Genomic DNA, 17,875 nt, shown 5'->3' with positions numbered 1-17,875 from the left:
CCGCCGAGGCTTTTCCGGCAATTTCGCAGGCGCCGGTCGAGGCCGCGGCCTCGACCGGCGGGCAGATCCTGCCGCCGATCATGGGCGCCGCCGCGCTGGTCATGGCCGACGTCATAGGGGTGAGCTACCTCGCGGTGATCTCGGCGGTGCTGGTGCCCGCCATCGCCTGCTACGCGAGCCTCTTCCTCGCGGTGTTCTTCGAGGCCGAAAAGCCGGGCATCTCCGCCGCCGAGGACGACGAGCCGATCGAGGCCCCCGACGCGCAGGACTGTCTCAAACTGTTGCTGGTCTTCGGCCCCATCGCGCTGATCGTCTGGCTGCTGGTCTCGGGCCTGTCGCCCGCGGTGGCCTCGATCGCCGCGATCCTGATGCTGTTCCCGATGAGCCTGATCAACCCGGCCATCCGCCGCCATCCATGGAAGCTGATCGAGGCGCTGGCGGAGCGCGGCCTCGCCTTCGACCGCTTCTGCGTGACCAGCCCGGTCTGCATGCCGAACCGGGCGAGCCGGATGACCTGCCGGATGCCCTCTGGCCACGGCGTGCGCTTCAACGGCATCCCGCTGTCGAAGCGCAACGTGACCTTCGTCGAGCTGCTGCGCGACGCGGGCTACGCCACCGCGCTGATCGGCAAGAGCCACCTGTAAACCTTCACCGGCATCCCGCCGGTGCTGCCCCGGCCCGAGACGCGCCCCGGCCTCCACTGCGCCAACGGCGAGCTGAGCGAGGCGGTCCGCAACGACCTTACCTCGCCAGACTACCGCCTCGAGGAGCCCTCGTTCTGGGCGGGCGAAAGCCCCGCCGCCCCCACGCCCTTCTACGGCGTCCATCATGTCGAGCTGGTCACCGGCCACGGCGACCACCTCGGCGACCACCAGCTGCTGTTCAAAGGCTCGGAGCAATACGAGCAGATCACCCGCGTGCCGTTCATCTGGGCCGACCCGGCCAGTGACCGGCGCGGGCGCTGCGACCGGCTTGGCCAGACGCTCGACATCGGCGCGACGTTCCACGAGCGCGCCCGCATCGAGCAGGCGTGGGGGCTGCAGGGGCGCGATCTGATGGCAGAGGGGAGCCCTCCGGACAGCGTGCTGATCCAGTACGCGCATCAGGCGCCCATGGATGGGATCGGAGTACGCCCGAACGTGCATTCCCTGCGCGACGCCCGCTATCGCATCTCGGTGTTCGAGGGGTTGCCGCGGGGCGAGCTCTACGAGCTCGAGACCGACCCCGCCGAGCTCTGCAACCTCTGGGACGATCCCGGCGCCGCCGCCCAGAAGGCCCGCCTGCTCGAACGGTTCCTGCGGGCCGAGCTGGCCCATACCGAGACCGCGCCCGCAACGGTCGCCCGTGCCTGAGCCTGCGTCCCTGCCCGGCGCGAGACGTTTGGGGCGCGACACAAATCGTGCCGCCACCCGGTGACTCTCCCCGGCGCCCGCATTACATTCGCCCAGAATGAAGTAATTACGGACCGGGTTTCTCGATGCATCTGTCGAAATTCACCGACTATGCGCTGCGGGTCTGCCTCTATCTGGGCGCCCACCAAGACCGCGTCGTTCCCATCTCCGAGATCACGCGGGCCCATGGCCTGTCGCAGAGCAACCTGATGAAGGTCGTGCAGCAGCTCGTCGAGGGCGGCTTCCTGAAGAGCACCCGCGGACGGTCGGGCGGCGTCACGCTCGCACGCCCTGCGGCCGAGATCCGCGTGGGCGAAGTGGCCCGCTTCATGGAAGGCGACAGCGGTCTGGTCGATTGCTCCACCTGCATCCTGATCGGTACCTGCGGGCTCGTACGCGGGTTGAATGAGGCGAAAAACGCTTTTTATCAATCCCTTGATCGAAGCAGCCTCGCCGATGCGGTGCTCGCGCACCCGCGCACCCTGTCGGTTCTGCAGGGCTCGGCGAAGGCCGATGCCGACGTCGCCCCGGTCAAGTAACCGAATCGATTCGCCGAATCTCCGCTGCGGAGGAGGCCTGCGAAGGGTGCTGCATGTGGTCGCCAGAGTCTCGCCCTCGGACCCACGGAGCGCCCGATCACAACCTGCACAATGAGGCGCCAGGAATACGGGTCCGGAGGACTTCCTGCCAAATCCCTGCGCAATTTACGAACGTGAAAACCGCGTTTTCACCGCCCCGTGAAAAAAGGCTTGCCCGAAAAATACATTCTCATTATCCGAATGTTTAACGAGGCGGCGACGTCTCACCTTTGCCGCAACGGCGCGGCGATTTCAGTCACATCGGCCCAAACGGGCCCCGCAGCAACGGCGCTGCTCGACGTTCTGATCACTCAGACCGAAGGAGCGCTGGCTGCCCGATGGCATCCGCGCTCTCCGACCGAAACCGCCGCGGCCCGGACAGATCCGGTTCCGCCAGATCGACCGGAGGACACCATGTCCAGGCAACAGCTCGTCATCATCGGCAACGGCATGGCTCCCGGCCGGATGCTCGAACATCTCTTCGAGGCACAGGGCGACTTCGACGTCACGATCTTCAACGCCGAGCCGCGGGTGAACGTCTCCCTTTCCCGGACCGAGCTCGACTGGCGCTTCATCGGCACCATCGACGACATCCCTCGGCAAGCCGCCCGCTGCGTCGAGAACGACGAGACCAAGATCGCCGTCTTCCGCACCGCCGATGACCGGATCTTCGCTCTCGAGGACAAGTGCCCGCACAAGAACGGGCCCCTGAGCCAAGGCATCGTGCACGGCGGCTGAGTCACCTGCCCCCTGCACAACTGGGTGATCTCGCTGGAAACCGGCACCGCACAAGGTGCCGACAAAGGCCGGACTGCCGCTTTCCCCGTCCGTCTCGACGGTCGGGACATCTATCTCCAACTGCACCCCGGCGCCTGACCACCAGGCCCTTAAACCTCTGAGAAGGATACGAGAATGTCGTATGTCACTCCCAAGGAATTCGCGGTCAAAATGGTTGACGCCGGCGAATCCAAGATCTTCATGTCCACCAAGGACACCCTGATCCGCGCCTACATGGCCGGCGCCATCCTTGCGCTTGCCGCTGCCTTTGCCGTGACCATCGCGGTCAACACCGGCAACTTCCTCGTGGCCTCGCTGCTGTTCCCGGTCGGCTTCTGCCTGCTCTACCTCATGGGCTTCGACCTGCTGACCGGCGTCTTCACCCTCGCCCCGCTGGCGGTGATCGCCAAGCGCCCGGGCTGCACCTGGGGCGGCGTGCTCCGCAACTGGGGCCTAGTGTTCACCGGCAACTTCGCCGGCGCCATGACCACCGCCGTCCTGATGGCCGTCGTCTTCACCACCGGCTTCTCGACCGAGCCGAACGCCGTGGGCGAGAAGATCGGGCACATCGGCGAGGCCCGGACGCTGGGCTATGCCGCCGCCGGTGGCGCGGGCCTGCTGACCGTCTTCGTCCGCGCGATCCTCTGCAACTGGATGGTTTCGACCGGTGTCGTCGCGGCGATGATGTCGACCTCGACCAGCGGCAAGATCATGGCGATGTGGATGCCGATCCTCGTGTTCTTCTACCTCGGCTTCGAGCACTCCATCGTGAACATGTTCCTGTTCCCCTCAGGCATCATGCTGGGCGGCCAGTTCACCTGGGCCGACTACTTCATCTACAACGAGATCCCGGTCGTTCTGGGCAACCTCGTCGGCGGCCTGACCTTCGTGGGGGCGATGATTTACGCCACGCACTTCCGTGAGAGCCCGAAGCGCAACGCGAACCGCAACGACGACATCGCAGGCGTCCCGGCCGAGTAACCCCACAAACGCAGGGCCCCGCTTTCCGAGGCGGGGCCCTTGCCATTTCCGGAGCCGCGCCATGCCGAAGGACACCTTTGCCCCCGCCACGCTGCGCGTGTCGATCGACCAGCATTCCTTGGCCGGGCGCAAGCCGGAGAACCAGGATTTCCACGGCGCGCCGGTCCCCCGGGGCCAGGGTCTGGCGCTCAAGGGAGACACGCTGGCGGTGGCCGACGGCATCTCGTCGTCACCGGTGAGCGCCGAGGCCGCCGAGCTCGCGGTGAAGTCGCTCCTGACCGACGACTACGCCCCCCCGACAGCTGGACCGTGCGCACCGCCGCCACCCGGGTGATCGCAGCAACCAACGCCTGGCTCAGCGGGCGCAACCGCGCGCTCGAGGACATGGACGCGGGCCATGTCTGCACCCTTCGACGCTGATTCTGAAGGGCGGCGAGGCGCATGTGCTGCACGTGGGCGACAGCCGCGTCAGCCGCCTGAGCGCCGCCGGCCCAGAGCCCCTCACCGAGGATCACCGCGTCACCCCTGCCCGGCGACCGCAGCTACCTCGCCCGCGCGCTCGGCACCGGGGCCTCGGTCGAGATCGACTACCGCCGCCTGCCGGTGGTCGTGGGCGACGTCTTCCTGCGCTCGACCGACGGCGTGCACGATCACCTCTCGCCCGTGGTGGTGCGGACCAGCGGGCCTTTCGACCCTCGATACGGGATGTTTACTGCCAGCGCCTTCTGGCGTCGGCTCAGCGTGCTGAAGTCGGGCACCGCCCAGGCGAGGCCGACCAGCCGCAACAGGCTCTCGACTAGGCCGGTCGTCTGGCGGAGCACCATGCTGAACAGCGCTTTCATCGAAAGGCAGTCTGATTGGCGGAGTCGCTGTAGGTCCGCTGACGGCCACGCCCGCCTGTCGGCACGGCATCCCAGCTCATCTCGGGGTCGAACCAACCTCTCGGGAGATTCCTTTGGAATGCCCTGTCGGTCAACGGATCGTCAGCGAGCCCCGGCGCTTCAGCGCTGCATTACAGGCCGGCCGGTTCCCGGTCTTGTAGCCCGGGGGGCTGCTCATGCAGCCCAGCTAACATGCTGAATTCAAGAGATGAATCCCTTGCAGGATTTCTACGGCAGAGCCCCTTCTTCGACCGTCATGACCATGCGCCTGATTTGCGGGCCGCGTCGCGCTTCGCAGTCTATTTCCTGGCAAGACGCTTCCTGCCCCGGTGACGTTCCTGTACGGCTACCGTCATGGATTTTGCGCAGCAAAAGACGGTCCGCTCGGTCGAGCGCACCTTGCAGATACTCGAACTGATGAACCGTGTCCCGGTGGTGCGCGTGCAGCACCTCGCGCAGGAGACGGGTCTGCCTGCGCCGACGGTCGTACGCCTGTTGGAGACGCTCATGAGCGCGGGCTACGTGCGCAAGATCGGGCGACAGGCCGGCTATTGCGTGACCGAGAAGGTCGCGGCGCTCGGGGCGGGGCATCACGGATTGCCCCAGATCTTCGATGTGGCGCGTGAGGCGGCGGAAGCGCTGACCCGCCGCACGCTCTGGCCGGCGGCGCTGGCGACGCTGGACGTGGATGCGCAGGTGATCCGCTTCAGCACCATCCCCATGAGCCCGCTGTCGCACTACCAGTCGACGATCAACCGCCGGATGACGTTGCTGGATTATGCCCATGGACGCGCCTATCTGGGGTTCTGCCCACCGGAGGAACGGACGCATCTCGTGGCGCTGCTCCAGCAATCGGCGGCAAGCCCGGCGGAGGCGGAGGCCATCGCGCAGCGCGCGGAGGCGGTCGTGGCGCTCACCCGGGCCAGCGGCTTTGGCGAGCGCACCGGCAACATTCAGCCCGAGACACATTCCATCGCCGTACCGCTTCGGCTGGGGGCCAAGCTGGTCGGCACGCTGGGGATCACCTATTTTGCGCATGCCAATGTCGATGTGGCTGCGCTGAAGACCGAATTGCGCGCTGCCGCGGAGGCCTGCGATAAGGGCGAGCCCTACGTGTGAGCGGCCTCGTCCTCGGGGTAAATGGTGCGCGCACGGTCGTCATCCTTGCCAGACGCGATGAGGCGCGGCTCGACGTGGCGGAGATGGTGGAGATAAGCCTGCCCGGAGACCGCAATCGCCGCGTCATCGCATTCGCGCGCGCCGGTCAGGGTGAAGGGCGGCAGATAGTGCATGCCGGTGTGGACTGCCATCAGTTCGAAAGGCACGGTGACCTCGTCGAGCGTCCGCCCATATCGGCCGTCTGGCTGGTAGTCGCCGCCGTTTGATCCTGTCGAGAACGCGATTCCCAACGTTTTGAGCCGCAGCGCCCGCCCGCCGGGACCGTAGGCCCAGCCGCGCTTCATGATCTCGGTCTGCCAGACCGACAGCAGCGGCGGGCAGGGCCCCATGTTCGATGACAGCGATCCGCGCAAGGCACTGACCTCCATGTCGAAGGAGCGCCGCTTTTCCGGCCCGTTCTGCGGCCCGGAGGTGGGCAACTTCAGCCAGGAGCCGCCGCAGCAGACCGGGGGACGGCTGGCAGGCGTGGATGATGCGCTGCACCAATCTCGTGGTGCGGCTCGTCCGCCTGAAGGGCACCGCCACCTTTGCCCGCAGAGGGCAGATGGACGAGTACATGGCGTTCTCGACCGACGCCGATGTCCGTTTCGACATCGAGACAGCAGAGGGCGAGGTCACCGACCATCCGGGAAATCACCTGTTCGTCGTCCCACCCGGCGACATCTTCTCGCCGCCGCGCATGGATTTCTCGACACCGGACGGATGGGTGCTGAACGCCGCCGATTTCCCGTTGGCTCAGACCGAGATCGAGTGACCCTAATCCGCGATGTCCCCCAGCGCGGGCATCGAAGCGATGACGATGGTGTCATGCGCGATCGGCGGCAGGGTGGGCAGGGGGCGGCGTGACAGCTCGCGCGCCGCGGCCCTGGACATGCCGAAGGCCATCAGAACGTGTTCGGAAATCTGCTCGGGGTAGTCACCGGGGGTCGTGCCGCTGGTGATCGACACCATGGCCGCCGCAACCGAGCCCATGAGGATGTCGCGCCCGATTTCTGCCGTGGCAATGTGGAACAGTCCTTCCTCCACACCGCGACGGATCGTGACCAGAGAATTGTGCCAGACCATCTCGCCGAAGGTGTGCCCCGGCGCGCTGGAGTGGATCATCGCCCAGCCCCAGGCGGGGTTCTTTTCCGCCGCGTGCAGATAGTAGCGGATGGCGACGGCGCACTGTTCGGCGGCGTTCTCCAGTGCGCCGAACATGTGATGCACGGCGCGGTCGAACTCCCCGGTCATTTCTTCAAGCAGCTGATAGCGGAGCGCTTCGAGATCGTCGAAGTGGTTGTAGAAAGTGCCCCGCGCCACACCTGCCGCCTTGCAGATATCTTCGATACGAACAATCCGGCCGTCCGCGCGCCCATAGCAGTCGAAGGCTGCAGTGAGGATCGTGTTGCGCGACTTGGCCCGACGCGCGGCACCGATCTCTGCACGGCGACCGTTCCGCGCGGTGCGGTAGCCCATGCGGACAATGGCTTCGTCGGCGTTCTCGGTGTTGTTTGACATGAGCGAAACAGTGCCTCTGACAATGAACTGCGACTGGCAACGTCCGAGGTATGCCGCAGCCACAGCGCCGGGGCCACCCCGAAGCCGCACCTTCGCACCAATTCCACTCTGCGGAATTTGTAAAATGACTATTTGTCTAAATTACGATCTGTCGTAGGCTTTGGACATCGCAGCTGGAGGGCTGCGGGATACGAGGGCCCGGGAGAGCCCGCAGGGAGGACGACGACATGTTCAGACGACAACGACCGGGCTGAAGCCATCCGGAGGCGCGATGATGCGCCATCACCCGACATTTCCATGACCAACACCACAGCGCGCGAGACGGGTCCATCCGGACACGGTCGCTCCTGTCTGCATGGTCTCCGGCACGCGCTCTGCGCCTGCCGTCATGCGGCCCCGAAACGGCGGCCGTCCCGAACACTTTTTGACTGAGAGAGAAGGATCACATCATGGGGATCAACCGTATCGACCACGCCGCCGTCAGGGTCGGCGATCTCGGAAAGGCGCTTGCCTGGTACGAGGACGTGCTGGGCCTGACCGTGCTGTCGCGCGACGCCGACACCGTCCACCTTGCCTGCCGTGGCAAGGCCGCCGACATCACGCTGGTCAAGGGTACGCAATCGCTGGAGAATTTTACCTTTGGCGTCGACGACCAGGAGGATCTCGACCGGGTCGAGAGCATTCTGAAGAAGGAAGGCGTGGCCGCCGAGCGTCTGAACGGCGACAGCCGGCCGGGCGAGGGCGCGACACTGAAATTCCACCTCCCCTCGGGCCACGAGCTGCGGCTCTGCACTGGCGGGGCCGAGCGCCGCGCAGGCATCTCGGACTTCGACTCCAAGGGGTCGCATGTCCCGACCGACATGGACCACATCAACCTGCTGGGCGAAGTCGATCCGACGGTGATGCGCGACTTCCTGATGATGATCGGCTTCAAGTCGTCCCTGAACATTTCCGTTGGCGGGAAACTGGCCGGCATCTGGCTGCGCGGCTCGGCCTACGACCATGACATCGCCTACATGCGGGCAGTGCGGCCTTCGGACCGGCTTCATCACGTGGCTTTTGCGGTGGAGGACGGCAACCACTACTTCCGCCTGTCGGACCGGCTGATGGACACCGGTCATCGCTGGGAATTCGGGCCGGGGCGGCACAATGCGGGTCTGGGCAAATCCACCGGCTTTGGCACCAACAACTACGCCTACGTCTTCGATCCCTTCGGCAACCGCAACGAGTTCTCGTCGGGCATGGAGCAATTCGCCGATGACACGCCGCCGCTCGACGTGGACATCGCACCGGAGCAGATGACGGACGTCATGAACGGCTGGGGCTACGAGATGGCCGAGACCTTCATGACGGTGGGATCGTGAGCCTGTCGGCTGAAAGCTTCCTGGCGGCGCAGGATCTTGTCCTGCGCTTCTGGGCGGTGGTGGACGAGGCGGACGACATGCCCGGCGCGGAACTGTTCACCCCCGACGGCGCGCTGGAGATCGAGAGCTTTCGCGCCGAGGGAACGGCAGAGCTGTCCCGCTACTTCGCTGCCCGTCGCGCCCTGTCGACCGAGCGGCAGCGCGGCACCCGGCACCTCTGCTCCAACCTTCGGGTACTGCCCGCCGAGGGCATACGGCTCGCGGCAACGGTCACGGTGTTTTCCGGCACGGGAGCGCGCCCCTTGTCTTTGGAGGCGCCGTCCTCGCTGGCGGACTTCACCTTTGACTGCGTCAAGACGCCGGACGGCTGGCGGTTTCGCGAAGTGCGGGGGGCGCTGGTCTTTGCCGGGGCCGACACGCCGGACCTGAAGGAAGCCGCGCAGGCTGCCAAGGGAGTCCGGGCATGAGGCGGGTCGCACTTGTCCACGGCTGGGGCGGCTCCTACACCGCCACATGGCAGGCCGACGGCTGGGACGCTGCGCTGCGGGACGCCGGATTCGAGCCGGTCGGCGTCGATATCGCGGGCCACGGACCAACGGGCGGATCGCATGATCCCGCCGATTACGCCGACCTTGCCAGCGATCTGGCCGCAAAACTGCCCCAGGGGCTGCACGGGGCCATCGGCTTTTCGCTGGGCACCAAGCTGCTGCTGGAGCTTGAGGCGCGCGCCCCCGGCGGCAACGGGCGGCTGGTGCTGGGCGGGATCGGCGACAACCTCTTTGCACCAGAGGTCGCCGGCCCCGCCATCGTTGCCGCGCTGCGAGGCGCGGGCGGAGATCACCCGCCGCAGGTGGCTGCGCTGCTGGCCTACGCGGCCAAAAGCGGATCGGACCCGGCCTGTCTGGCCGCCGTGCTGGAACGACCCGGCAATCCGGTCCTGACCGAGTCACGGCTCGCCGCCGCAACGGCGCCGATCCTGATCTTCAACAGCCGCGCAGATGCCGTGGCCCAGCCTGACGCGCGGCTCGTCTCGGCTCTGCCGGGCGCCACGCACCAGCTGATCGATGGCCCCGGCCACGTCGGCCTGACCGCTGACGCCGGTTTTCGTGACGCGGCCATCGCATTCCTGACTGACTGAACCACATAGGGAGGAGAACACCCATGTTCGACGACACGACACCGATGATCGACCGCCTTCGCGCGATCCTGCCGCAGATCAAGGCCAACGCGGCGAAGGCCGAAACGGACCGCATGGTCCCGGCGGAGAACATCGAGCTGCTCAAAGGTACCGGCCTGCACCGCGCCTTCCAGCCCAAAGCCTACGGCGGTCTGGAAATGCCGGTGCCCGACTTCGAGAACTGCATCGCGCTGATCGCCACTGCGTGCGGGTCGACCGCTTGGGCGATTTCGCTGCTGGCGGAGCACGCGCACCAGATCGCTCTCTATTCCAAGACGTTGCAGGATGAAATCTGGGGCGATGACCCGGACACTCTATCCTCCTCCTCCATCGCGCCCTACGGACAGGCGGTCGAAGTCGAGGGAGGCGTGCGGTTCTCCGGTGAATTCGGCTGGTCCTCGGGCTGCGATCACGCGACCTGGGCAATCCTCGGGTTCCTGCGCGACGATGCGGAGGCAGGCAAGGTCTACAGCTTTGCCATCGTTCCGCGCGCCGATTATGAAATCAAGGACAACTGGTTCACCGCGGGTATGCGCGGCACCGGATCCAAGACGCTGGTGGTCAAGGATGCATTCGTGCCAGAGCACCGCATCGAAAGCGTGCCCGCCTTGATGACGCTGACCTCGGCGGGCGCCGCGCTCTATCCCGGCAGCCAGATCTACCACGTGCCGTTTATCTACGTCTTTGCCAGCTGCTTCTCGGCGGTCAGTCTCGGCATCGCGGAGCGCATGATCGAGCTTTACACCGAACGCACGCAAGGCCGCGTGCGCGCCTACACCGGTGCGAAGGTCGGCCAGTCGATCCCGGCCTGCATGCGACTTGCCGAAAGCACCCACCAGGTGGCCGCGGGCCGGGCCTTCCTTGAGAAGACTTGGGCCGAGATGCGCGACCATGCCGAACGCCACGAATACCCGACGCCGACGCAGATGGCCTTCTGGCGGACAAATCAGGCCTATGCGGTCAAGATGTTCGTGGCGGCGGTAGACCGTCTGTTCGAAGCGTCAGGCGGGTCGGCATGGTTCGATGATGCAGAGGCGCAGCGCCTGTTCCGCAACAGCCACATGACCGCGGCGCATGCCTATACCGACTATGACATCTGCGCGCAGATCCTCGGACGCGCGCTGATGGGTCTGGAGCCCGATCCCTCGCTCTTCTGATCCATCTACGGCCCGCTTCGCCCACCGGGGCGGGCCAGTCCTCCCTTTCAGATTTTCCTATCCCCTCTGGAGGTCCCCCATGGCCAGCATGAACTTCCCCGCCGAGAGCGGGTTCGATCCGCGTGCCTTTCGCGTAGCGCTCGGGTGCTTTGCCACCGGTGTCACCGTGATCACCGCGCAGGCGGATGGCCAGCGCGTCGGCGTCACAGCCAACAGTTTCAACTCGCTGTCACTGACGCCGCCACTGATCCTGTGGAGCCTGCACAAGACCTCGTCGAGCTACCCCGTCTTCGAGGCCGCCAGCCATTTCGCGGTGAACATCCTCGCCCATGACCAGATCGAGCTGTCGAACCATTTCGCCCGCCGCAGCGACGACAAGTTCGCCGGGATCGCCGTCACCGAAGGACACGGCGGATGCCTGCTGCTGCCCGAGACCTGCGCCAAGATCCAATGCGCCCGCGAGAACATCCTCGACGGCGGCGACCACTGGATCCTGATCGGGCGTGTCACCGGGTTCGAGACTTCGAACAGCGCGCCGCTGCTCTACCACCGGGGCCAATACTCGCTGGCGCAGCCACACCCGCAGGTGGCCGCCGAATAGGCCCCCGCTTTCACCGTCTTCGAAAACTCAGGGAGGAGACCCTATGAAGATGACCTACACCCTTGGCGCCACCGCGGTCGCGCTGACCATGGCCGCCGCGCCGGCGCAAGCCATCGACGTGGGACCGGCGGATTACACCATCGTACCCAGCGGCACGGCCGTGGGCATGATCTATTATCAGCATCTGAGCTCGGACCGGCTCGATATCGATGGCGACGACGTGCCCGGATCGACATTCGAGGCCGATGTCGCGATCCTGCGCGGGCTGTATTACACCGAATACGGTGGCCTTCCGGCGGTCTGGCACCTTGTGATGCCGTTCTCCAACATCGGGGACGTCGACATCGGCACCCTGCCGCAGGACACCACCAGCGGCATCGGCGACACCACCGTTGGGCTCACGCTCTGGCCGGTGCAACCGGATAACCCCGAGACCGGCACCACGCTGGGCCTGTCGCTGTTTGCCACCGCGCCCACGGGAAACTACGATCCGAGCACTATCGGCATCGGCGAAGGCACTTGGTCGATCACGCCGCAGGTCGGCCTGATCCAGGGGCTGGGCCACGGGTTTTACCTGGACGCCGCGCTCGACGTGGCGTTCAGCATGGACCACACCGAGGACGGCGTTGATTACGAACGCGCCCCGTCGTGGCAGCTTCAGACCATGCTGCGCAAGCAATGGGGCCCCACCTCGGTGACGTTTGGATACAATGGCCAGCGCGGCGGCGAGCAGAAGGTGAACGGCGTCGAAACCGGCCTCAAGACCCACCGCGATCAGCTGCGCCTTTATGGCAGCCACTGGATCGACCAGACCACCCAGATTCAGGGCCTGTACGCCAAGGACATCAACGTCGAAGGCGGCTTTGAATACGATAACCTCTTCCAGCTGCGCCTTGTGAAGGTGTTCTGAAGCCATCCACGGCCCGGAGGCAATCCGGGCCGACCCAAACCAAAGGCCGCCTCTAAAAATCGCTGCAATGCGGCGGTCGCGGTATGACGCGGGAGGTGTTCGACGGTTGGGCCTGACATCGAAAGCAACGTTGCTCTCGGAAGATTATTCTTCAAGAACAGAATCTTAAAAGGAATTCACCAAACCCGCTCAGTACCCGTGCCGACGCTTGCTTACGTTGCTTGAAAAACAAAGCACGATCAAAACGGATACAAACTAAGAGCATTCTGTCTGCCGTTGCCGGCTCAAGGCCTTGGAGAATGGTCTGCACGACACTGTCCGCCGAACTTTATCCGACGAAGTCCTCCTTGAAACGATCAATCTGATGCATCCGCTCGTGGAGGATCGTGACAAGACCGATATCGCCGTTCGATAGGTGCCTCCAATACACGAAATGTCGCTCGTACCGGAAGAAATACCCCTCCACTCCGAATTCGGCCGGCACAGCCCGCGAATGGACACCGCGCGTTTCGATCTGCTCGAACGCGGCAAACAAACCGGTGATGTAGGTCTCGGCCTGCGCTTCGCCCCAGGTGTCGCGCGTGTATCGGTAGATCCCGTCTAGACCCACGGACGCCGCTTCCTGGACTCGGATCGCCATGCGATCAGGTCCGGTTCCGGGCGATCACCTCGGCGGCGGTCAGCGGCTTGTAGCTCTCCTCTGGCGCGGCGAAGGCGCGGTTAAGCTCAGCCTTCAGCCGATCGAACGCCTCACGCTCGACGCGCTCCTTGTCGCGACGGATCAGATCTCGGATGTACTCGCTGACGTTCTCGTAGGCGCCGTGCTCGCCGACATTGGTCGCGACGAACTCGCTGAGCGCGCCGCTGACGCGAACGGTCATGGTGGTGGTCCGAGACATGGCGCTCTCCCTAGATCGTGCGTGTTCAAGATAACCAATAACGAACACGAAACAAGGGCCCGCCCGCCGCGCCGCCTATCCGTCGCCGTCTTCCAGAACCAGACGATCCGCCATGGTTAGCAGCAAGACCAGCACGGCATCCGAATGTCGCGCGAGCGACACCAGGTGCTCCCCTCTCGGCCCGCGCTCGCCCGCGAACCAGTATTTCACCGTCCGCTCGCTGGCCCCCGTCCACCTCATGGCGGACTTGATCGCCCGGTGGGTCGATCCGAGCTCCGCATGCAATGCCATCGCCACGGCGGCGCGGTAATCGGCCGGAACGTCCTCTGGGTGCACAAATGTGCCCATCTTCGGCACAACTGTGCCCATCTTCACCCGCAACTTCATATGTTTCTCCGCTAAATGTCTGGGGAGACATGAAAAGCGGCAGTCGGAGCTTGGGCATGGGCGAGCGTTAGGAAGCCATCCGCCTTGGGCAGCGCGCGTGGAGTTTTCGGGAGGCGGACGTGGCTCGGACAAGAACACCGATATCCGGAGAGCCGGCCGAAGCGCCTGAGCGCATCCTGGCGGCGCAATACGTCAGGATGTCCACCGAGCATCAGCAGTACTCGACACAGAATCAGTCAAAGACCATCGGCGAATACGCCGAACGGCGCGGCATCGAGATCATCAAGACTTACTCGGACGATGCGAAAAGCGGTCTGATCATCGGTGGCCGAAGGGCATTGCAGCAGATGATCTCCGACGTCGAGTCGGGCGCGGCCGAGTACCGCGTGATCCTGGTTTACGACGTCACCCGCTGGGGGCGATTTCAGGACGCCGACGAGTCGGCCTACTACGAGTATCGCTGTCGCAAGGCCGGGATGCAGGTCGACTATTGCGCCGAGCAGTTCGAGAATGACGGATCGCCGACCTCCACCATCGTGAAAAGCGTCAAGCGGGCCATGGCTGGTGAGTACAGTCGGGAGCTCTCGGTCAAGGTTTTTGCGGGGCAATGCCGTCTGATCGAACTCGGCTACCGACAAGGCGGCCCGGCCGGTTTCGGGTTGCGCAGAGCGCTGCTGAACGAGCGTGGCGAGGTGAAGGCCGAACTCAAGCGCGGTGAGCACAAGAGCCTGCAGACCGACCGCGTGATCCTGGTCCCCGGTCCCGAAAAGGAACAGCGGGTTGTCCGGCGCATGTACGAGATGTTTGTCAATGAAGGGCGCCCGGAGAGCGAGATCGCGGAGGTCCTGAACGCCGAAGGACATCGCACGGATCTCGACCGGCCATGGGCCCGGGCGACTGTCCATCAGGTGCTGACCAACGAAAAATACATCGGGAACAACGTCTTCAACAAGGTGTCTTTCAAGCTGAAGCAGCGCCGTGTCGTGAACCCGCGGGATATGTGGATCCGCGCCGAGGGCGCCTATCAGGCCGTCGTCGACAAGGCGCTGTTCCTGCGCGCCCGGGAGATCGTGGATGCGCGCAGCCGCCATTTCTCGGACGAGGAGTTGCTGGATGCCCTGCGGGCGATCCTGAAACGACAGGGCCAGCTGTCCGGGCTGATCATCGACGAGGAGAACGATCTGCCCTCGTCCAGCGCTTACCGGTGCCGGTTTGGCAGCCTGCTGCGCGCGTACCGTCTCATCGGCTATGAGCCGGAGCGGGACTACCGCTACATCGAGATCAACAAGGCGCTGCGCGCGGCCCATCCTCAGGTCGTTGAGGAAATCATCGAGGGCGTTACCGCCCAAGGTGGTTACGTGGTGCAGGCCGCCGACACGCAGCTGCTGCGCGTGAATGACGAGTTCACGGTGTCGGTCGTTCTGGCCCGCTGCCAGGCGACGGCAGCGGGCTCCTTGCGCTGGCATATTCGGCTCGACACCGGCCTCGTTCCGGACATCACCATTGCTGTGCGGATGAACGAGACCAACGACGCGCCGCGCGACTTCTACCTGCTGCCCAGCACCGACATGACCGACGCGCGTCTGAAGATGGCCGAGCGGAACGGCCTTTGGCTCGACGCCTATCGAACCGAAACACTTGACGATTTCTACACCCTCGCCGGGCGGGCGAAGGTGACGGAGGCGGCATGATGGCAAAGAGCCCGGAAGAGCATCACGCCACGGAAGTCAGCTTGGTCCCGACCGACCGCATTCGCGTTCTTAATCCGCGGGTCCGAAACCCCAGGACGTTTGCGGACATGGTGGAAAACATCGCCAAGATCGGTTTGAAGCGCCCGATCACCGTCACCCGACGCACCCACACCGACCCGCAGGAGTATGATCTCGTCTGCGGCCAGGGGCGGCTAGAGGCCTTCATTCAGCTGAAGCAGAAAGCCATCCCGGCCATTGTCATCGACGCGGATGAGTCCGACTGCCTTGTGATGAGCCTCGTCGAGAACTGCGCTCGCCGTCAGCATCGCCCGATCGATCTGATGCGCGAAATCGGCACGCTCCGCGAACGTGGCTACTCTGAACGACAGATCGGCGACAAGATCGGCGTCTCGCCGGATTATGTCGGAATGATTGCTGGCCTCTTGGAGCGCGGCGAAGAGCGGCTGGTGACGGCTGTCGAGACCGGTCTGCTGCCGCTCAACCTCGCTATCGACATATCGAAAACCGATGCCGAGGGCGCGCAGCGTGCGCTGATGGACGCCTACACGCAGAAGAAGTTGCGAGGGAAGAAGCTCGCGGCGGCCCGGCGCTTGATTGAACAGCGTGAGGCACGCGGGAAAAAGATGCACCCGAAAGCGTACGGGCGCGACAGCCGAAACCGGCGACCGCTGACGAGCGAGGCGTTGGTGCGCGCTTACCAGAAGGAAGCGGACCGCCAGAAGCTTCTGATCAAGAAAGCGGAACTGACGCAGGGGCGGCTCCTGTTCATCTGCCAGGCATTCCGAACCCTCCTCGAGGACGATCATTTCGTGACGCTGCTGCGTGCGGAAGGCCTGGAGACCATGCCCAGCTACCTGCAGGACGCCCTCGCCGAGGGGACAGCGCCATGACCAAGAAGGTTCAGCTCGGCTTCGAGAGCGATTGCGTCACGATCCCGGTCGCGGACATTCTGCCGGTCAGGGTGCTGAGAAAGTCCATCCAGTCCAGCCGGAAGTACACCCAGATCACAGCGTCGATCCGCGAGATCGGTTTGGTCGAGCCGCCGGTGGTTGCGCGAAACGGGGATTCCAGCGGCAGCTGGCTGCTGCTCGACGGACATGTCCGGATCGAAGTCCTGAAGGATCTGGGTCAGGAACAGGTCGAATGCCTCGTGTCGACCGACGACGAGGCCTTCACCTACAACAAGCGCATCAGCCGCATCGCGCCCATTCAGGAGCACCGGATGATCCTGAAAGCGATCGAGCGCGGTGTCTCCGAGGAAAAGATCGCGGCCGCGCTGGACCTCAACCCGCGCAGCATCCAGCGCAAGGTCAAGCTGCTCGACGGCATTTGCCCGGAAGCCGTGGCGATCATGAAGGACAAGGCCTGCACCACGGCCGTGTTCACCACGCTGCGCAAGATGATCCCCTTGCGGCAGATCGAAGCCGCCGAGCTCATGGTGAACGCCAACAACTACTCAGTCGCCTACATCTCGGCGATCCTCGCCGGAACACCGCAGGCACAGCTGCTCGAGGCGAACAAGCCCAAACGCATCAACGGCGTAACACCGCAGGCGGTCGCTCGGATGGAAAAGGAGCTTGCCCGACTTCAGGAAGGGATCACACAGATCCAGGACACCTACGGCCAGGACCACCTCAAACTGACCGTTCTTCGTGGCTACGTCGGCAAGCTCCTCGGGAACGCGCGCGTGGTGCGGTATCTGATGCAGACGTGCCCTGAATTCCTATCCGAGTTTCAGACCATTGCCGAGTTGGAGTCGGTCGTACCGGCCGAGGTGGAATAGCCGGCGCGGCAGACTTGATGGGGACCCGGACCCGACAAGCGCGGGGACCGCGGGAGACGTCTGACTGTGGGCCGGATCGAGCGCGGCGGTGGGGATGGCGGCGAACCCGTTCGGAGCCCACCAGGCCGGCTCGAGTTTTCGCCGGCCGCGCAGCCGCGCTCGTGGCTGCGTTTCGTCGGGGCGTGCCGGAGGCCGGGCAACTTCGGCACGCCCACCGGCTCTGTTGCACAAATCGCGTGAGTGATTCATCTCGTGAATCCAGCGTGGTAGCCGGGATGCATGAGCAGACCCATACCCGCGACCTACAGGACCAGGAACTGGCCAGCCTATAACGAAGCGCTCAAGCGCCGGGGTTCGCTGACGATCCACTGACCGGCAGTGCATTGCGCAGCAATGTCACGAGAGGTTGGTTCGACCCTGAGATGAGCTGGGATGGCGCGGCGACAGGCCGGCGTGGCCGACAGCAGACCTACAGCGATGCCGCTATCCAGACGTGCCTTTCGATGAAGGTTTTGTTCGGCATGGCGCTCCGGCAGACAACCGGGTTCGTCGAAAGTCTGCTGCGACTGGTCGGCCTTGACTGGACGGTGCCCGACTT

Annotated in this window: 21 protein-coding genes and 3 pseudogenes; 18 read left to right on the top strand and 6 right to left on the bottom strand. The window is 64.7% G+C overall.

Annotation, left to right across the window (positions count from 1 at the left end; translation table 11 throughout):
• The first annotated feature begins 80 nt into the window (after window positions 1-80).
• The 6 genes and pseudogenes from BLQ77_RS08350 to BLQ77_RS08325 all read left to right on the top strand — a co-directional run bounded on the left by BLQ77_RS08350 (window position 81) and on the right by BLQ77_RS08325 (window position 4,061).
• On the top strand, window positions 81-644 hold the full coding sequence (locus BLQ77_RS08350) for a sulfatase-like hydrolase/transferase (protein ID WP_089957825.1): 564 nt from the start codon (window positions 81-83) through the stop codon (window positions 642-644).
• Between the two features lie 21 nt (window positions 645-665).
• Window positions 666-1,352 carry a sulfatase/phosphatase domain-containing protein gene (locus BLQ77_RS08345; protein ID WP_089957822.1) on the top strand — a complete coding sequence of 229 codons (687 nt, stop codon included), beginning with the start codon at window positions 666-668 and terminating at the stop codon, window positions 1,350-1,352.
• 125 nt (window positions 1,353-1,477) lie between these two features.
• Window positions 1,478-1,930: an RrF2 family transcriptional regulator gene (locus BLQ77_RS08340; RefSeq protein ID WP_089957819.1), complete on the top strand. Its 453-nt coding sequence runs from the start codon at window positions 1,478-1,480 to the stop codon at window positions 1,928-1,930.
• A gap of 570 nt (window positions 1,931-2,500) precedes the next feature.
• A pseudogene (gene nirD, locus BLQ77_RS08335) lies at window positions 2,501-2,845 on the top strand (nitrite reductase small subunit NirD).
• A 36-nt stretch (window positions 2,846-2,881) separates the two neighbouring features.
• On the top strand, window positions 2,882-3,727 hold the full coding sequence (locus tag BLQ77_RS08330; RefSeq protein ID WP_008886915.1) for a formate/nitrite transporter family protein: 846 nt from the start codon (window positions 2,882-2,884) through the stop codon (window positions 3,725-3,727).
• A gap of 61 nt (window positions 3,728-3,788) precedes the next feature.
• On the top strand, window positions 3,789-4,061 hold the full coding sequence (locus BLQ77_RS08325; RefSeq protein ID WP_089957815.1) for a hypothetical protein: 273 nt from the start codon (window positions 3,789-3,791) through the stop codon (window positions 4,059-4,061).
• Between the two features lie 343 nt (window positions 4,062-4,404).
• Here BLQ77_RS08325 and BLQ77_RS08320 read toward each other — a convergent pair.
• Window positions 4,405-4,786: pseudogene (locus BLQ77_RS08320) on the bottom strand (transposase); the annotation flags it as partial.
• Between the two features lie 176 nt (window positions 4,787-4,962).
• On the opposite strand from BLQ77_RS08320, the gene BLQ77_RS08315 reads away from it, so the two are divergent.
• Window positions 4,963-5,727: a DNA-binding transcriptional regulator gene (locus BLQ77_RS08315; RefSeq protein ID WP_089957812.1), complete on the top strand. Its 765-nt coding sequence runs from the start codon at window positions 4,963-4,965 to the stop codon at window positions 5,725-5,727.
• Here BLQ77_RS08315 and BLQ77_RS08310 read toward each other — a convergent pair.
• Window positions 5,718-6,140, bottom strand: coding sequence for an NAD(P)H-dependent oxidoreductase (locus tag BLQ77_RS08310; RefSeq protein WP_242661661.1), 423 nt, complete (start codon window positions 6,138-6,140; stop codon window positions 5,718-5,720). The genes BLQ77_RS08315 and BLQ77_RS08310 overlap by 10 nt on opposite strands.
• 116 nt (window positions 6,141-6,256) lie before the next feature.
• Here BLQ77_RS08310 and BLQ77_RS08305 point away from each other — a divergent pair, with 116 nt between their 5' ends.
• Window positions 6,257-6,541 (top strand): hypothetical protein, encoded by a 285-nt coding sequence (locus tag BLQ77_RS08305; protein ID WP_242661660.1) that lies wholly within the window; start codon window positions 6,257-6,259, stop codon window positions 6,539-6,541.
• A gap of 2 nt (window positions 6,542-6,543) precedes the next feature.
• Here the strand turns inward: BLQ77_RS08305 and BLQ77_RS08300 are convergent, their stop codons facing one another.
• Window positions 6,544-7,287, bottom strand: a complete 744-nt coding sequence (locus BLQ77_RS08300) for a TetR/AcrR family transcriptional regulator (RefSeq protein ID WP_089957809.1) — start codon at window positions 7,285-7,287, stop codon at window positions 6,544-6,546.
• A gap of 449 nt (window positions 7,288-7,736) precedes the next feature.
• Here BLQ77_RS08300 and BLQ77_RS08295 point away from each other — a divergent pair, with 449 nt between their 5' ends.
• The 6 genes from BLQ77_RS08295 (at window position 7,737) to BLQ77_RS08270 (ending at window position 12,496) form a co-directional block, all read left to right on the top strand.
• Window positions 7,737-8,651: a VOC family protein gene (locus BLQ77_RS08295; RefSeq protein ID WP_089957806.1), complete on the top strand. Its 915-nt coding sequence runs from the start codon at window positions 7,737-7,739 to the stop codon at window positions 8,649-8,651.
• Window positions 8,648-9,118 (top strand): nuclear transport factor 2 family protein, encoded by a 471-nt coding sequence (locus tag BLQ77_RS08290; RefSeq protein ID WP_089957803.1) that lies wholly within the window; start codon window positions 8,648-8,650, stop codon window positions 9,116-9,118. The genes BLQ77_RS08295 and BLQ77_RS08290 overlap by 4 nt, the downstream gene beginning before the upstream one ends.
• The gene (locus BLQ77_RS08285) at window positions 9,115-9,789 is read left to right on the top strand and encodes an alpha/beta fold hydrolase (RefSeq protein WP_089957800.1); all 675 of its coding nucleotides are present in this window, start codon (window positions 9,115-9,117) and stop codon (window positions 9,787-9,789) included. The genes BLQ77_RS08290 and BLQ77_RS08285 overlap by 4 nt, the downstream gene beginning before the upstream one ends.
• A 23-nt stretch (window positions 9,790-9,812) precedes the next feature.
• On the top strand, window positions 9,813-10,985 hold the full coding sequence (locus BLQ77_RS08280) for a p-hydroxyphenylacetate 3-hydroxylase oxygenase component (protein WP_089957798.1): 1,173 nt from the start codon (window positions 9,813-9,815) through the stop codon (window positions 10,983-10,985).
• Between the two features lie 79 nt (window positions 10,986-11,064).
• Entirely contained in the window at window positions 11,065-11,586 is a 522-nt protein-coding gene (locus BLQ77_RS08275) for a flavin reductase family protein (RefSeq protein ID WP_165617051.1), read from the top strand.
• A 49-nt stretch (window positions 11,587-11,635) separates the two neighbouring features.
• Window positions 11,636-12,496, top strand: a complete 861-nt coding sequence (locus BLQ77_RS08270) for a transporter (RefSeq protein ID WP_242661658.1) — start codon at window positions 11,636-11,638, stop codon at window positions 12,494-12,496.
• A 328-nt stretch (window positions 12,497-12,824) separates the two neighbouring features.
• On the opposite strand, the gene BLQ77_RS08265 is transcribed toward BLQ77_RS08270, so the two are convergent.
• From BLQ77_RS08265 to BLQ77_RS08255, 3 genes are all read right to left on the bottom strand, one after another.
• Complete coding sequence (locus BLQ77_RS08265; RefSeq protein WP_089957791.1) at window positions 12,825-13,136, bottom strand: type II toxin-antitoxin system RelE/ParE family toxin; 312 nt, start codon at window positions 13,134-13,136, stop codon at window positions 12,825-12,827.
• 4 nt (window positions 13,137-13,140) lie between these two features.
• The gene (locus BLQ77_RS08260; RefSeq protein WP_008886885.1) at window positions 13,141-13,395 is read right to left on the bottom strand and encodes a ribbon-helix-helix domain-containing protein; all 255 of its coding nucleotides are present in this window, start codon (window positions 13,393-13,395) and stop codon (window positions 13,141-13,143) included.
• 75 nt (window positions 13,396-13,470) lie between these two features.
• Complete coding sequence (locus tag BLQ77_RS08255) at window positions 13,471-13,782, bottom strand: hypothetical protein (RefSeq protein WP_089957788.1); 312 nt, start codon at window positions 13,780-13,782, stop codon at window positions 13,471-13,473.
• A gap of 119 nt (window positions 13,783-13,901) precedes the next feature.
• On the opposite strand from BLQ77_RS08255, the gene BLQ77_RS08250 reads away from it, so the two are divergent.
• The 4 genes and pseudogenes from BLQ77_RS08250 to BLQ77_RS08235 form a co-directional block, all read left to right on the top strand.
• Entirely contained in the window at window positions 13,902-15,473 is a 1,572-nt protein-coding gene (locus BLQ77_RS08250) for a recombinase family protein (protein WP_089957785.1), read from the top strand.
• Window positions 15,470-16,384, top strand: a complete 915-nt coding sequence (locus BLQ77_RS08245) for a plasmid partitioning protein RepB C-terminal domain-containing protein (RefSeq protein ID WP_207545825.1) — start codon at window positions 15,470-15,472, stop codon at window positions 16,382-16,384. Before BLQ77_RS08250 ends, BLQ77_RS08245 begins: the two co-directional genes overlap by 4 nt.
• Window positions 16,381-17,277, top strand: a complete 897-nt coding sequence (locus BLQ77_RS08240) for a plasmid partitioning protein RepB C-terminal domain-containing protein (RefSeq protein WP_089957782.1) — start codon at window positions 16,381-16,383, stop codon at window positions 17,275-17,277. The genes BLQ77_RS08245 and BLQ77_RS08240 overlap by 4 nt, the downstream gene beginning before the upstream one ends.
• Window positions 17,278-17,556: 279 nt before the next feature.
• Window positions 17,557-17,875, top strand: a pseudogene (locus BLQ77_RS08235) (transposase); the annotation flags it as partial.

The sequence above is a fragment of the Salipiger thiooxidans genome, assembly GCF_900102075.1.
Taxonomy (GTDB): Bacteria; Pseudomonadota; Alphaproteobacteria; order Rhodobacterales; family Rhodobacteraceae; genus Salipiger; species Salipiger thiooxidans.
This window is presented reverse-complemented; position numbering and strand designations above follow the sequence as displayed.

Coding starts and splice junctions, on each gene's coding strand:
- BLQ77_RS08255 (WP_089957788.1), bottom strand. CDS start 13,782: ATGAAGTTGCGGGTGAAGATGGGCACAGTTGTGCCGAAGATGGGCACA.
- BLQ77_RS08265 (WP_089957791.1), bottom strand. CDS start 13,136: ATGGCGATCCGAGTCCAGGAAGCGGCGTCCGTGGGTCTAGACGGGATC.
- BLQ77_RS08285 (WP_089957800.1), top strand. CDS start 9,115: ATGAGGCGGGTCGCACTTGTCCACGGCTGGGGCGGCTCCTACACCGCC.
- BLQ77_RS08315 (WP_089957812.1), top strand. CDS start 4,963: ATGGATTTTGCGCAGCAAAAGACGGTCCGCTCGGTCGAGCGCACCTTG.
- BLQ77_RS08240 (WP_089957782.1), top strand. CDS start 16,381: ATGACCAAGAAGGTTCAGCTCGGCTTCGAGAGCGATTGCGTCACGATC.
- BLQ77_RS08260 (WP_008886885.1), bottom strand. CDS start 13,395: ATGTCTCGGACCACCACCATGACCGTTCGCGTCAGCGGCGCGCTCAGC.
- BLQ77_RS08295 (WP_089957806.1), top strand. CDS start 7,737: ATGGGGATCAACCGTATCGACCACGCCGCCGTCAGGGTCGGCGATCTC.
- BLQ77_RS08270 (WP_242661658.1), top strand. CDS start 11,636: ATGACCTACACCCTTGGCGCCACCGCGGTCGCGCTGACCATGGCCGCC.
- BLQ77_RS08275 (WP_165617051.1), top strand. CDS start 11,065: ATGGCCAGCATGAACTTCCCCGCCGAGAGCGGGTTCGATCCGCGTGCC.
- BLQ77_RS08280 (WP_089957798.1), top strand. CDS start 9,813: ATGTTCGACGACACGACACCGATGATCGACCGCCTTCGCGCGATCCTG.
- BLQ77_RS08350 (WP_089957825.1), top strand. CDS start 81: ATGGGCGCCGCCGCGCTGGTCATGGCCGACGTCATAGGGGTGAGCTAC.
- BLQ77_RS08340 (WP_089957819.1), top strand. CDS start 1,478: ATGCATCTGTCGAAATTCACCGACTATGCGCTGCGGGTCTGCCTCTAT.
- BLQ77_RS08245 (WP_207545825.1), top strand. CDS start 15,470: ATGATGGCAAAGAGCCCGGAAGAGCATCACGCCACGGAAGTCAGCTTG.
- BLQ77_RS08305 (WP_242661660.1), top strand. CDS start 6,257: ATGATGCGCTGCACCAATCTCGTGGTGCGGCTCGTCCGCCTGAAGGGC.
- BLQ77_RS08325 (WP_089957815.1), top strand. CDS start 3,789: ATGCCGAAGGACACCTTTGCCCCCGCCACGCTGCGCGTGTCGATCGAC.
- BLQ77_RS08330 (WP_008886915.1), top strand. CDS start 2,882: ATGTCGTATGTCACTCCCAAGGAATTCGCGGTCAAAATGGTTGACGCC.
- BLQ77_RS08300 (WP_089957809.1), bottom strand. CDS start 7,287: ATGTCAAACAACACCGAGAACGCCGACGAAGCCATTGTCCGCATGGGC.